Raw genomic sequence first — 13751 nt, forward strand, 5'->3', positions numbered from 1 at the left:
CGGCTCAGAACCGGGTCGTCGCCTCGGCGACGAGGTCACCGACCAGCTCGCCGGCGTCGACGTCGAGGCCCCTGCGGTTGAACCAGGTGACCATCGTCGTCGCGTCGCGCTCCAGGAAGTCGAACCCCTGCGGGTTGCCGATGACGTCGACGACCTGCGGCCAGTCGATGAGCACGAGCCGCTCCTCGTGGACGAGCACGTTGTAGGGCGACAGGTCACCGTGGGTCCACCCGTGGTGGGCGAGGGTGAGCATCGCCGACCGCAGCTGCTCGAACAGCTCGGCGAGCAGCTCCGGCTCGGGCCGGGTCGACACGAGCCGCGGTGCCGCGACGGGGGTCGGGCCGTCCGTGGTCCCGACGAACTCCATGAGCATCTCGCTCGCGTCGAGCTGCACCGGGTAGGGGACGGGCAGCCCGAGCTCGTGGAGGCGACCGAGGGCGTCGAACTCCGCGGACGCCCACTGGCCGGCGATGACGAGCTTGCCGAAGTCGGTGCGCCGCGTCATCGCCCGCATCTCGCGGCTCTTGCGGACCCGGCGTCCCTCGAGGTAGCCGGCATCGCGGTGGAAGAGGCGGTGGTCGCCGCTGCGGTAGCGCTTGGCGGCCATGACCGTCATCCGATCGGTGCCCGGGACCCAGCGTCGGACGACGTGGACGTCGGCCTCCTTGCCGGTCTTGAGCACGCCGAGGTCGGACTCGACGGCCCCGAGGTCGGTGATGACCCAGTCGGGCCGGGGCCTCGGTCCGTGGGTCGCCCCGTCCCAGGAGGACCAGCGGTCCCCCTCGGGTGGGGCGTCAGGGGAGGTGTCGACGGAGAAGAGGGTCTGCTTCTGCGGCAGGTGGAAGGGCTGGTGTGCCACGGGTGTGCTCCAGGTCGGTGAAGGGGGTGGGGGGCTGCGGGCAGCCCGGGACGGTCGTCGACATCACGGCCCTCCTTCATCGGTCCGGTCAGGTGGTGGCAGCGGCGGGTGCCGGTGCGGCTCGGGACAGCGTCGCCCACGGGCGGGCGGGCGCGCCACCGGATTTAGCCGGTCAGGCGCTCGACCCGGGCGAGGACCGGCTCGGTCGGGAACAGCGTGATGAGCGCGTCGACCGGGAGGTGGTCGGTGCCGGCCACGGCGGTGACCCGGTGGTCGCGCAGCAGCAGCGCCAGCGCGAGGAGCGCCTCGACCATCGAGAAGTGCTGGCCGATGCAGGCGCGCGGTCCGCCGCCGAACGGCATCCACGCGTACCGGTGGCGGTGGGCGGCCGCCTCGGCCTCGGGCGAGAAGCGCCCCGGGTCGAAGGTCAGCGGGTCGTCCCAGAAGTCCGGGTGCCGGTGGATGGTCCACGGGACGAGGACGACGGTCGTCCCCGCGCGCACCGGGTGGCCGAGGACCTCGTCGTCGCGCACGACCAGCCGGCTGACGAAAGGCGCCGACGGGTAGAGGCGCATCGTCTCCCGCAGCACCGCGGTCGTGAGGGGCAGCGACGCGGTGGCGGACGCCGTGGGCCGGTCGTGCCCGATGACGTCGCGGATCTCGGCGCGCACGGCGTCCTGGACGGCGGGGTGCCGCCCGAGCAGGTGCAGCGCGAAGGTCAGGGCCGTGGACGTCGTCTCGTGGCCGGCGAGGAGGAAGACGAGCACCTGGTCGCGCACCTCCGTGTCGGAGAGGTGCTCGTCGCCGTCGCGGGCCGCGAGGAGGCGGCTCAGGAGGTCGGTGCCGTCGCCGGCTCCGTGGGTCGCAGTCCTGCGGCGCGCCGCGACCATCGCGTCGCAGACGCCGAACAGGTCGGCCTGCGCCGCGCGGCCGCGGCGCACCCGGGGCGTGGGCACCGACGTCGGCAGCCGGACCACGCCGACGCCGCGCCGGACGACGGTGTCGGACACGACGGGGAACGAGGACCGGACGTGCGGGATCACCGTGTCGGCCGACTCCCCGAACAGCGCGCGCACGACGACGCGCAACGCCAGCTCCTGCATCCAGCGGCCGAGGTCGACGACGCCCCCCACGTCCCCCCGGTCCGCGACGACCCGCTCGATCTCGTCGACCATGAGGGCCCCGTAGCCGTCGACGGCGACCTTCGTGAAGACCGGCTGGACGAAGCGCTTCTGCCGCGTCCAGTCGTCCCCCTCGGCCGTGAGCAGTCCGTGGCCGAGCCAGCGGCCGACCTCCTCGTAGACGGGGTCCTGCTTGGCGAAGGCCTGGAACGAGCTCCCGGACAGCACCCGGGCGGCCGCCTCCGGGTGGTGGAGCATCCAGATCTCCCGGTCCAGCCGCGGCGGCCCGAGGACGGTGCGGACGACGTCGCCGTGGGCGCGCCACATGCCCTCGGCGTAGCCGACCATGTTGCGGCGCATCTCGAGGACGGGGCGCAGCCGTCCGCCGACGACCGGCGGGAGGGTGCCGGCGGCGGGTCGTGGGCCGCGGGTGACGGAGGTCACCCGGCCATGATCGGTGCAGGCAGCGGACGCTGTCGAGGGGTGTGGGGACTCACATCGCCGCCCCGTTCTGCGCGTCGCGGGCCGGCGGCATACTGCGACGAGCCAAGCACCCCACCGAAGGCGGCGATCGCGCGTGTCCCGACTCCAGACCACGGACGGCCTCACCGAGGAGCAGGTCGAGCTCGTCAAGCTCGTCCGCGAGTTCGTCGACGAGCAGATCCTCCCGGTGGCCACCGAGCTCGAGCACCGCGACGAGTACCCGACCGACATCGTCGAGGGCATGAAGGAGATGGGGATCTTCGGGCTGATGATCCCCGAGGAGTACGGCGGCCTCGGCGAGTCACTGCTCACCTATGCGCTCGTCGTGGAGGAGATCGCCCGAGGGTGGATGTCGGTGAGCGGCATCATCAACACCCACTTCATCGTCGCCTACATGATCCTCCAGCACGGCACCGACGAGCAGAAGCAGCGCTACCTGCCCCGGATGGCGACCGGCGAGGTGCGCGGTGCGTTCTCGATGTCCGAGCCGGGCCTGGGGTCGGACGTCGCCGCCATCCGCACCAAGGCGGTCAGGGAGGGCGAGGAGTGGGTCATCACCGGCCAGAAGATGTGGCTGACGAACGGCGGCTCGGCCAACCTCGTCGCCGTCCTCGTGCGCACCGACCTCGGCGAGAGCGACAGCCCGTACAGGAACATGACGACCTTCCTCGTCGACAAGGAGCCCGGCTTCGGCGAGACGGCGCAGGGCATCACCGTCCCGGGCAAGATCGAGAAGATGGGCTACAAGGGCGTTGACACGACCGAGCTCCTCCTCGAGGGGCACCGCGCGCCGGAGGCGCAGGTCCTCGGCGGGGTCCCCGGCAAGGGCTTCTACCAGATGATGGACGGGGTCGAGGTGGGCCGCGTCAACGTGGCGGCCCGCGCGTGCGGCCTGTCGCGGCGGGCGTTCGAGCTCGGCATCGCGTACGCCCAGCAGCGCGAGACCTTCGGCAAGAAGATCGCCGAGCACCAGGGCATCCTGTTCCGCCTCGCCGACATGGCGACCAAGCTCGAGGCGAGCCACCAGATGATGGTCAAGGCGGCCCGGCTCAAGGACGCCGGCGCCCGAAACGACCTCGAGGCCGGGATGGCGAAGTACCTCGCTGCCGAGAACTGCGCCGACGTCGTCGAGCAGAGCTTCCGCATCCACGGCGGCTACGGGTACTCCAAGGAGTACGAGATCGAGCGGCTCTACCGCGAGGCGCCGATGCTCCTCATCGGCGAGGGGACGGCCGAGATCCAGAAGATGATCATCGGCCGTCGCCTCCTCGAGGACTACAAGGCCCGTCAGTAGGTCGGGGCGGGCGGCTCACCGAGGAACTGCTCGTAGGTGTGCCACCCCGCGTCGCGGTACGCCTTCGCGAGCGGGAGCCCGACGTACCGGAAGTGCCACGGCTCGAACCCCATCCCGGTGACCGACGTCCGGCCCTTCTCGTAGCGCAGGAGGTAGCCGAACCGCCACGAGTTCCTCGCGAGCCAGACGCCCTGCGGGGTCTCGTCGATGCAGTCGTTGATCGTGCAGTTCGAGCGGCCGATGGGCAGCAGGTCGACGGCGAGCCCGGTCTGGTGCTCGCTGTAGCCCGGGCGCATGTACCAGGTGTCGGTCCAGGTGCGCCCCTTGAGGGCGAGGTACTTGTCGTAGAGCGCCTTCTGGGTCTCGTACGAGCGGTAGGCGGTGTCGATGCCGAACCGGCCCGCGCCCTCGGAGTTCGACGCCGCGGCCATCCGGGACAGGGCCGCCGCGGCGTCGCTGCGCAGCCTGTGGCCGTTGGCGTAGGGCATCGACGGGACGACGAGGCCGCTCGGCGCGTACGTCCTCGGGGAGATGGCGTTGCGCTTGTTGACGAGGACCCACAGGCTCGACGCGCTGTCGATGCTGCGGCACGCCTCGAGCCGCCCGGCGAGCACCCGGACGACGGCCTCGCCGCCGAGGAGCGTGACGCGGGTGACCGCGGGGCCGGTGAGCGCGGGGCGCACGGCCGCCGGGACGCAGTAGGGGACCGTGTAGTACAGCGGCCGCCGCTGGTGGCCGGCGAGCGGGGCGCCGGCGAACGCGTCGACGAGGCCGTAGCCGTCGGCGAGGTAGGCCGTGCCGGCCGTCATCGACGGCCAGGCGAGGGCGTTGACCTTGGCCGAGGTGTCGTAGCGGTCGGAACCGGACGCGCGCGTCACGTTGCCCGACCCGAGGAGGGCGGCGAGGTCGGCGCCGATCCCGGCCGAGACCGCCCCGGTGCCGCCGACGATCGTCACCGAGCCGACCCCGAGGTCGCGCAGCAAGGTGGCGTCGGCGGGGTCGAGGTCTGCCTTGGTGCCCTGGACGACGAGCAGCGGGGCCCGGTGGCCGGCAGCGGCGATCGCCCCGGCGACGGCGTCGGAGTGGCTGGTGCCGGTGACGACCCACGCCCGGGACGCCGAGGTGAACGCGGTGCGGTTGACCGCGCGCGAGGTCGACATGCGGCTGTCCCCGCTGACCCGCGTCACCGTGGGGGCGTAGCGGGCCGCAGCGCTCGCCACGGCCGGTGAGAGGGTCGAGGTGTTGCCCACGACGATGATCCGCGACGGGTTGAGCCGGTCGAGCTCGGCGGCGACGACCGACGGGATGCCGTCGGGCCGGGTGAGGAGCATGGCCCCGCCGCGGGCGGTGGCGCCCGGGATCGACGAGTAGCCGTCGACCATCGAGGTGCCGCTCACGAGGTGGACGACGGGGGCGGTGGAGCCCGTGGGGAAGGCGGCCTTGGACGCCGCGACCGAGGTGGCGTACCGGTCGGCGCCGGCCAGCCGCGAGATCGCGGGGGCCGCGACCGTGGGGACCCCGGCCGTGGTGGCCGCGGGCGCGGGGGCTGCCGCGAGGGCGGCCACCGCGGCAGCCGCCGTGAGGACGGCGGTGGCGGTCAGGGGTGCGTGCCGGCGGGGGCTCATGCCCCGGCATCGTAGGCACTTCGCGGCAGGGCCGCCCGGCGAGCGCGGCGTGTCCCGGCCCTCGGTCGCCCGGCGGTGGGTCGTCAGTAGGTCGGGGCGGCGGGGCGGCCGAGGAAGTCCTCGAGGGTGTGCCAGCCGCCGTCGTGGTAGGCCCGGGCGAGCTCCTTGCCGACGTAGCGGAAGTGCCACGGCTCGAACCCGACCCCGGTCGTCCCGGTGTACCCGCGCTCGTAGCGCAGGATGAAGCCGTAGCGCCACGAGTTCCTCGCGAGCCAGACGCCCTGCGGGGTCTCGTCGATGCAGTCGTTGATCGTGCAGTTCGAGCGGCCGATGGGCAGCAGGTCGACGGCGAGCCCGGTCTGGTGCTCGCTGTACCCCGGCCGCAGGTACCACCGGTCGGTCCACGTCCGTCCCCTGCGTGCGAGGTACTTGTCGTAGAGCGCGTCCTGGGTCTCTCGGGAGCGGAAGGCCGTGTCGATGCCGAGGGTCCCGGCCCCGGCCACGCGCGAGCCCGCGGCCATCGCGGCGAGGGCTTCGGCGGCGTCCTCCGCCAACCGGTGGCCGCCGTTGTGGTCCATCGGCACGACCTCGAGGTCGTCGGGCACGAAACCCTTGGGGGACAGACCGTTCCGCTTGTTGACGAGCACCCACGCGCTCGTCGGGTCCTCGGTGCTGCGGCAGGGGACGAGGCCGTCCACGAGGCTGCGCACCGATCGTTCGCCGCCGACGACGGTGACGTCGGCGACGGTCGGTGCGAGGACGCCGTCGCGGCTCGCCCCGGGGAGGCAGTGGGGGAACGACCAGTAGAGCGGGGCCGCCGCGTGGCCGGCGAGGACCGATCCCGTGAAGGCGTCGGTGGACCGCGCGGGGTTGACGACGACGGCCGCCGCTGCGGTCGCCCCGTCCCACGCGCGCTCGTGCACCCGCGCCGCCAGGACGAAGCGGTCGGCGCCCTCCACCCGGCGGACCCCACCGGCGCCGAGGGCCGCGGTGAGGCCGGTCGCGACCCCCTCCGCGACCGTTCCGGTGCCCCCGACGACCGTGGCCTGCGCGACCCCGAGCGCGCGGAGCAGGTCGGCGTCGGCCGCGGGCAGGCTGCGGGCGCCCTCGCCGACGACGACGAGCGGCGCCCGCCGGGCGGCTGCCGTCGCCGCCGCGGCCGCGAGGTCGGTCGTGCGCTCCGCCGAGACGACCCAGGCGGCCGCCGACGTGGTGAACGCCGCCCGCGTCACGGCGCGCGCCGCGACGACCGGGTCGTCCTCGTCGACCCGGGTGACGGGGGCGACGCGCCGGGCGGCGTCCTCGACGCGGGAGGACACGGCATCCTCGTCGCCGACGACGACCACCTCGTCGGGCCCGAGGCGCGCGAGCTCCTTCGCCGTGCCGGACGGGAGGCGGTCTCCGGGGGTGAGGAGGACGGCCCCGCCGCGTGCTGCCGCCCCGGGGACGGCGGCCCAGCCGAGCGCGAGCTCGTCGTCGGCCACGAGGTACACGACCGTCGCGGTGCCCTGCCTCGGGACGGCCGTCCGCGCGGCCGTCGCCGAGAGGGCGAAGCGGTCGCCGGCCCGGACGCGGCGCACGGTCGGCGTGTCTCCTGCCCGGGGCCCCGGCGCCGTCGTGGGCGTCGGGCTGGGGGTGGGCGACGGGCTCGGGGACGTCGGAACGGCGGTGGGCGAGGTCGTCCGCGGCGCCGCCCGGCGCTCGTCCTCCTCGCTCCCCGCGACGAGCGCGACCCCGCCGCCGGCCAGCGCCGCGGCCGCGACACCGGCGGCGACGAGGACGGCGGCGCGAGGCATCGAGCCAGCATCCCCGATCGGCCGGGCGGACGCACCCCACGGCCCGGAGGGCGGTCGGCAGCCACCCGGCCGGCGTCCGGTCCCGCCTGCGACAATGGCCCCATGAGCAACCAGCCGATGCGCCCGGGCCTTCGCGCGGCCCTGTCGCTCGAGTACCCGATGTCCCTCTCCGTCTACGACAGCTACGAGGACGCCCAGAAGGCCGTCGACTACCTCTCCGACCACGAGTTCCCGGTCCAGGACGTCCTCATCGTCGGGACCGACCTGAAGCAGCTCGAGCGGGTCACCGGCCGGCTCACGCGCGGTCGGGTCCTCGGCGCCGGCGCGCTGTCGGGCATGTGGCTCGGCCTGTTCATCGGGACGATCTTCGCCCTCTTCGACCCCAGCGGCTTCAACGTCCTCAGCATCGTCGGGACCGTCGCCTTCGGCGCCGTCTTCGGGATGGTGTGGGCGTGGGTCGGGTACGCGCTCGCGCGCGGCCAGCGTGACTTCACCTCGGTGAGCCACGTCGTCGCGAACAAGTACGAGGTGCTCGTCGAGCACAAGCACGTCCAGCGCGGCCGCGAGCTGCTCACCCAGATGGACCCCATGCGAGCCGCCCAGGAGCAGGTCCGCCGGGCCCAGGAGGCCGAGCGCACCCGCGGCACCGACTCCGGGACCGTCACCCCGCCACAGCAGCCGTAGCCCGCTGGGCGGGACCCTGCGGGCGGCGGTCCGGGCCACCGAGGTGGTCCTTCCGGGCCAGTGACAGGCCACGACGGGTCGCGGCAGACTTCTGGGTGGCCCCCACGGGGCGCCGGCCCAGAGGGGAGTTGCCGTGTCCTCAGCTGCCGATCCTCCTGGCCGGGCCGCCACCTCCGACGACCCGGAGTGGCTCGCCGCGCGCCTGTCGGAGGCGCAGGAGCAGCTCGCGGCCTCGAACGAGGTCCTGTCCGTGCTCGCGCGGGCGTCGTCGTCGGAGGAGCAGGTCTTCCAGGCGGTCGTCGACAACGCGCGCCGGCTCTGCGACGCCGACGTCGCCCAGATCAACCTCGCCGAAGGTGGTTCCTATCGCCTCGTCAGCCACACCGGGCACCACCCCGAGTTCGTGGCGTTCGCCCGTGACCATCCGGTGCCGGGGAACCGCGCGACACTCATCGGGCGGGTGGGCCTGGACCGCCGGACGCAGCAGATCGCGGACGTCCTCGCCGACCCGGACTATCACCTCCCGGAGTTCCAGAGGATCGGTCGATACCGCTCGATCATCGGCGCGCCCATGGTCGTCGACGACGAGGTCGTCGGCGTGCTGTCCGTGTGGCGCACGGAGGTCCGGCCCTTCGACGACGACGTGGCGGCCCTCCTGACCACCTTCGCTGCCCAGGCCGCTCTCGCCGTCCGCACCGTGCAGCTCTTCTCCGCCCTCGAGGTCCAGCGGGCCGGGCTGGCGCGCAAGGTCGAGGAGATGCAGGCGCTCGCCGAGATCGGCGACGCCATCAGCGAGATCAACCTCGACCACGACGAGGTGCTGACGACCATCGTCGAGAACGCGGTCTCCCTCGCGGGAGCGGACGGCGGCTCGCTCATGGACTACGACGAGGAGACCCGGCTGTTCCGCGTCCGGGCCGCGTGGGGGACCCAGCCGGCCGTGCTCGAGCGGCTCCAGCAGGTGAGGATCCACGTCGACGAGACGTTCGTGGGACGCGCTGCCCTCGCCGGTACACCCCTCCAGCTCCCCGACCTCACCGAGGTCGGGCGGGACCCGCACCTGGAGATCCTCCACGCGGCGGGGTGGCGCTCGCTCGTCGCGATCCCGCTCGCCCGGTCCGACCGGATCGTGGGCATCCTCGTCGTGCGGCGGCTCACGACCGGGACGTTCTCCGACGAGACCTGCTCGATGCTCCTCGCCTTCGCGTCGCAGTCGGCCGTGGCCCTGACCAACCTGCGCCTCTACCAGCAGCTCGACCAGCAGCGGCGTGAGCTCGAGGAGTCGAGCCGGCACAAGTCGGAGTTCCTGGCGAGCATGTCGCACGAGCTGCGGACCCCGCTCAACGCCGTCATCGGGTTCTCCGAGGTGCTGCTGGAGCAGATGTTCGGCGAGCTCAACGACAAGCAGGCCGAGTACGTCCACGACATCCGTGACGCCGGCAAGCACCTCCTCGACCTGCTCAACGACGTGCTCGACCTGTCGAAGGTCGAGGCCGGGCGCATGGAGCTGGAGGTGCGCACCTTCGCCCCGGCGGACGCCGTCCACGGCGTCCTCGCCCTCCTGCGCGAGCGGGCCGAGCGCGAGGGGATCCGTCTGGTCGGGGACCTCTCCGCCGCACCGCGTGTCATGCGCGCCGACGAGCTGCGGCTGAAGCAGGTGCTCCTCAACCTCGTCGGCAACGCCGTGAAGTTCACCCCGGCGGGGGGCTCGGTCACGGTGACCGTGCGACGGGACGGCACCGCCGTCGTCATCGGTGTCACGGACACCGGTGTCGGGGTCGCCGAGGACGACCGCGAGCGGATCTTCGACTCCTTCCAGCAGGGGTCGCGCTCGACGTCGCAGGTCGAGGGCACCGGGCTGGGCCTGACGCTGACGCGCAGGATCGTCGAGCTGCACGGCGGCGAGGTGCGGCTGCGCAGCGAGGTGGGCGTGGGCAGCACGTTCGAGGTCGTCTTCCCGGACCAGCCGGAGGACGACGAGCCGCTGCCGACGCGGCTCGAGGAGGTCCTCGACGACCCGCGCCCGACGGTCGTCGTGATCGAGGACGACCCGAGCTCGTCCGAGCTCGTCCAGCTGCACCTGGGCGCCGCGGGGCTGCGACCGGTCGCCGTCCCCAGCGGCGAGGAGGGCCTGGAGGCCGTGCGGGCCCTGCGACCCACCGCGGTCGTCCTCGACATCCACCTGCCGGGGATGGACGGCTGGGACGTGCTCGCCGAGATCAAGGCTGACCCCGCCCTCGCGGCCACCCCGGTCGTCGTCGTCTCCGTCCTGCCCGAGCGCGGACGCGGGTTCGCCCTCGGCGCGGCCGACTACCTCGTCAAGCCGGTGCGCCGGGAGGAGCTGCTGGGTGCCGTGTGGCGCGCGGTGTCGGACGGTCCGGACCACCGGGACGACCACCGCAGCATCGTCGTCGTCGACGACGATCCCGCCGCGCTCGAGCTGATCCGCGCGACCCTCGAACCGCACGGCTGGACGGTCACGACCACGCAGTCCGGGGCCGAGGCGCTCGAGGTGGTCCGCGAGGCCGTGCCGTCCGTCGTCCTCGTCGACCTCCTCATGCCCGGGGTCGACGGGTTCACCGTCGTCGACATGCTGCGGGCCGACCCGGAGCATGCCGCGACGCCGGTGGTCGTCCTCACCTCGAAGGCCCTCACGGCGCGGGACCGCGAGCGGTTGCAGGGGCGGATCGAGTTCGTCGCCTCGAAGGGGCAGCTCGAGCTCGACTGGCTGGCGGGTCGGCTCGCGCAGGTGGCGGTGGCGGGCCGCCGCGGGGCGGGGGGCTCGGGATGAGCGAGGGCAGGGTGCTGCTCGTCGAGGACAACGCGCGCAACCTCAAGCTGGCGCGGGACGTCCTCGAGTACGCGGGGTTCCTCGTCGTCGCCGTCACCACGGCGGAGGACGCCCTCGACGTCGTGCACGACGCCAGCCCCGACGTCGTCCTCATGGACCTCCAGCTCCCCGGGATCGACGGGCACACCGCCCTCGCGCGCCTGCGGAGCGACCCGCGGACCGCGGGCGTCCCCGTCGTCGCCGTGAGCGCCCTGGCGATGGTGGCGGACCGCGAGCGGGCCCTCGCGGCCGGCTTCGACGGCTACATCGAGAAGCCGATCGACGTGCGGGCCTTCCCCGGACAGGTCCGGTCGCACGTGCGCGGACAGGCCGACCCGTGACCGCGCAGGACGCGGGCCTCGTCCTCGTCGTCGACGACCTGGCCCAGAACCAGCGGCTCCTCGACGCGATGCTGTCGCCGCGCGGCTACGACGTGCGCTGCGTGGCCTCCGGTGAGGCGGCGCTGGAGGCCCTCGCGCGCGAGCCCCTGCCCGACGTCGTCCTCCTCGACGTCATGATGCCGGGCCTCGACGGGTTCGAGACCTGCCGGCGGATCCGCGAGGACGAGCGCACGCGCTTCGTGCCGGTCGTCATGGTGACCGCGAGCGGGGCGGCCGAGAAGGTGCGGGCCCTCGAGGCCGGGGCCGACGACTTCCTGACCAAGCCCGTCGACCACCCCGAGCTCCTCGCGCGGGTGCGCTCCCTCGTGCGGCTCAAGCGCTACCACGACACGGTCGAGGCGCAGGCGCGCGACCTCGCCGAGTGGAACGAGCGGCTCGAGGCCCGGGTGGGCGAGCAGGTGGCCGAGCTCGAGCGGCTGGGCCGCCTGCGCCGCTTCCTCTCGCCGCAGGTCGCGCAGGTCGTCGTCGACGGCGGCGACGACTCCTTCCTGCGCAGCCACCGGCGCGAGATCACCTCGGTGTTCACGGACCTGCGGGGCTTCACCTCGTTCGCCGAGCGGGCCGAGCCCGAGGAGATCATGGACGTCCTCGGGGCCTACCACGCGGCGCTCGGCGAGCTCGTGTTCCGGTACGAGGGCACGCTCGAGCACTTCGCCGGCGACGGCATGCTCGTCTTCTTCAACGACCCGGTGCCGTGCGACGACGCGCCCGACCGCGCCGTGCGGATGGCCGTGGAGATGCGCACCGCGGTCGAGGCGCTCGCCGAGGGGTGGCGGCGCCACGGGCACGACCTCGGGTTCGGGGTGGGCATCGCCCAGGGCTACGCGACCCTGGGCCGGGTCGGCTTCCCCGGGCGCTACGACTACGCCGCGATCGGCACCGTCACCAACGTCGCCGCGCGGCTGTGCGCGGTCGCGGCCCCGGGCCAGGTGCTCGTCACGCAGCGGGTGCTCGACGGCGTCACGGGGCCGGCGCTCACCCGCTCCCTCGGGGCCGTCGACCTCAAGGGCATCAGCCGCCGCGTCGAGGTCCACGAGGTCCTCGACGTCGACCTCGTCCGACCGGAGGCCGCAGGATGACCGGACCCACGACAGCCCCGCGACGGCTCGGCGACCTCGACGAGGACGCCCGCAACGCCGAGTTCGACCGCCTCCAGGTCCTCATGCCGGAGGTCTGGCGCGGGATGCGGCGCGACGACCCCCGCGAGTCGGTGGTCGTCGTCCCCTCGATGACGGTCGACCGCGTCGTCGAGGGCACGGGCGGCACGATGAGCCAGGCGCTCGAGGAGCGCTTCCTGTTCCTCCTCCTGCTGCTGCGCCAGCCGCGCCTGCGGATGGTCTACGTGACCTCGCAGCCGATCGACCCCATGGTCGTCGAGTACTACCTCTCCCTCCTGCCCGGCGTCATCCCGAGCCACGCGAGGGCCCGGCTGCACCTCGTGTCGGTCGGTGACGACGGCCCGGACTCGCTGACGCACAAGCTCCTCGCCCGGCCCCGCGTCCTCGAGGAGATCCGCGCCCTGGTGCCGGATCCGGCTCTCTCGCACCTGATCCCGTACACCACGACGGCCGCCGAGCGGGACCTCGCCATCGTCCTGGGCATCCCGATGTACGGCGCCGACCCCCGGCTGTTCGAGCTCGGCACGAAGACGGGCTGCCGCCGCGTCTTCGGGCGGGCGGGCGTGCGCCATCCCTCCGGCCGTGAGGACCTGCGCAGCCGTGAGGAGGTCGTCGACGCGCTCGTCGCGCTCCACGCCGGTGGCGCGCGCGCCGCGATGGTCAAGCTCAACGAGGGGGTCTCCGGGCGCGGCAACGCCGTCGTCGACCTCGAGGGGCTGCCGGCCCCCGGGTCCCCGGGGATCGCCGAGGCGGTCGCCGCACGGGTGGCGGTCATGGCGCTCGAGGACGAGCGGATCGACGTCGACACCTTCCTCGCCAAGCTCGCCCAGAAGGCGGGGATCGTCGAGGAGCGGGTCACCGGGGACGAGCTCCGCAGCCCGAGCGTGCAGCTGCGGGTCACGCCGCTCGGGGAGGTCGAGGTCCTCTCGACCCACGACCAGCTGCTCGGCGGACCCAGCGGCCAGTCCTACCTCGGCTGCCGGTTCCCGGCCGACCCGGCGTACGCCGCCCTCATCACGGCCGACGCGGAGCGGATCGCCGCGGTGCTGGCCGCCGAGGGGGTGCTGGGGCGCTTCGCGGTCGACTTCGTCACCGTCCGCCGCGGCGAGGAGTGGGAGGCGCACGCCATCGAGGTCAACGTCCGCAGGGGCGGCACGACCCATCCCTTCCTCACCCTGCAGTTCCTCACCGACGGTCGGTACGACCCCGCGTCCGCGGCCTTCGTCACCCCGTCCGGCGACGAGCGGCACCTCGTCGCGACCGACCACCTCGAGGACCCCAGGCTCAAGGGACTGCGGCTGCTCGACCTCTTCGACCTGGTCGCGCGGTCGGGCCTGCACTTCGACCCCTCCCGCCAGACGGGCGTCGTCTTCCACATGATGACTGCCCTGACCACCCACGGCCGGGTCGGGATGACGGCGATCGCCGCCACCCCGGAGGCGGCCCAGGAGCTCTACGAGGAGGCCGAGAGGGTCCTCCTCGAGAGCTCCGAGGCCGCCCTGCGCGACGCGACGCTCCCCTCCTGAACGCCGCCTCGCGC

General features: G+C 73.6%; 10 protein-coding genes. 6 read left to right on the forward strand and 4 right to left on the reverse strand.

Annotated features, from left to right (window positions below; all coding sequences use genetic code 11):
* Nucleotides 1-4 precede the first annotated feature (4 nt).
* Nucleotides 5-859, reverse strand: a complete 855-nt coding sequence (locus ACK8HX_RS15055) for a serine protein kinase RIO (protein ID WP_411941538.1) — start codon at nt 857-859, stop codon at nt 5-7.
* 164 nt (nt 860-1023) lie between these two features.
* Nucleotides 1024-2424 (reverse strand): cytochrome P450, encoded by a 1401-nt coding sequence (locus tag ACK8HX_RS15060; protein WP_411941539.1) that lies wholly within the window; start codon nt 2422-2424, stop codon nt 1024-1026.
* 133 nt (nt 2425-2557) lie between these two features.
* On the opposite strand from ACK8HX_RS15060, the gene ACK8HX_RS15065 reads away from it, so the two are divergent.
* A complete protein-coding gene (locus ACK8HX_RS15065; protein ID WP_411941540.1) occupies nt 2558-3757 on the forward strand; it encodes an acyl-CoA dehydrogenase family protein in 1200 nt (399 codons plus the stop codon).
* Here ACK8HX_RS15065 and ACK8HX_RS15070 read toward each other — a convergent pair.
* Together ACK8HX_RS15070 and ACK8HX_RS15075 are read right to left on the reverse strand one after the other, a co-directional pair.
* Entirely contained in the window at nt 3751-5382 is a 1632-nt protein-coding gene (locus ACK8HX_RS15070) for a D-alanyl-D-alanine carboxypeptidase family protein (RefSeq protein WP_411941541.1), read from the reverse strand. The two genes, ACK8HX_RS15065 and ACK8HX_RS15070, sit on opposite strands and share 7 nt — an antisense overlap.
* Nucleotides 5383-5465: 83 nt before the next feature.
* Nucleotides 5466-7178, reverse strand: a complete 1713-nt coding sequence (locus ACK8HX_RS15075; RefSeq protein WP_411941542.1) for a D-alanyl-D-alanine carboxypeptidase family protein — start codon at nt 7176-7178, stop codon at nt 5466-5468.
* 102 nt (nt 7179-7280) lie between these two features.
* Here ACK8HX_RS15075 and ACK8HX_RS15080 point away from each other — a divergent pair, with 102 nt between their 5' ends.
* From ACK8HX_RS15080 to ACK8HX_RS15100, 5 genes are all read left to right on the forward strand, one after another.
* A complete protein-coding gene (locus ACK8HX_RS15080) occupies nt 7281-7862 on the forward strand; it encodes a YflT domain-containing protein (RefSeq protein WP_411941543.1) in 582 nt (193 codons plus the stop codon).
* A gap of 133 nt (nt 7863-7995) precedes the next feature.
* Entirely contained in the window at nt 7996-10653 is a 2658-nt protein-coding gene (locus ACK8HX_RS15085; protein WP_411941544.1) for a response regulator, read from the forward strand.
* Nucleotides 10650-11033, forward strand: a complete 384-nt coding sequence (locus tag ACK8HX_RS15090) for a response regulator (RefSeq protein WP_411941545.1) — start codon at nt 10650-10652, stop codon at nt 11031-11033. Before ACK8HX_RS15085 ends, ACK8HX_RS15090 begins: the two co-directional genes overlap by 4 nt.
* Nucleotides 11030-12172, forward strand: coding sequence for an adenylate/guanylate cyclase domain-containing protein (locus ACK8HX_RS15095; protein WP_411941546.1), 1143 nt, complete (start codon nt 11030-11032; stop codon nt 12170-12172). Before ACK8HX_RS15090 ends, ACK8HX_RS15095 begins: the two co-directional genes overlap by 4 nt.
* Nucleotides 12169-13737, forward strand: a complete 1569-nt coding sequence (locus ACK8HX_RS15100; protein ID WP_411941547.1) for a peptide ligase PGM1-related protein — start codon at nt 12169-12171, stop codon at nt 13735-13737. The genes ACK8HX_RS15095 and ACK8HX_RS15100 overlap by 4 nt, the downstream gene beginning before the upstream one ends.
* Nucleotides 13738-13751 lie beyond the last annotated feature (14 nt).

Origin of the sequence: Oryzobacter faecalis (genome assembly GCF_046764005.1) — a bacterium.
GTDB lineage: Bacteria > Actinomycetota > Actinomycetes > Actinomycetales > Dermatophilaceae > Oryzobacter > Oryzobacter faecalis.

Coding starts and splice junctions, on each gene's coding strand:
- ACK8HX_RS15070 (WP_411941541.1), bottom strand. CDS start 5,382: ATGAGCCCCCGCCGGCACGCACCCCTGACCGCCACCGCCGTCCTCACG.
- ACK8HX_RS15075 (WP_411941542.1), bottom strand. CDS start 7,178: ATGCCTCGCGCCGCCGTCCTCGTCGCCGCCGGTGTCGCGGCCGCGGCG.
- ACK8HX_RS15080 (WP_411941543.1), top strand. CDS start 7,281: ATGAGCAACCAGCCGATGCGCCCGGGCCTTCGCGCGGCCCTGTCGCTC.
- ACK8HX_RS15090 (WP_411941545.1), top strand. CDS start 10,650: ATGAGCGAGGGCAGGGTGCTGCTCGTCGAGGACAACGCGCGCAACCTC.
- ACK8HX_RS15100 (WP_411941547.1), top strand. CDS start 12,169: ATGACCGGACCCACGACAGCCCCGCGACGGCTCGGCGACCTCGACGAG.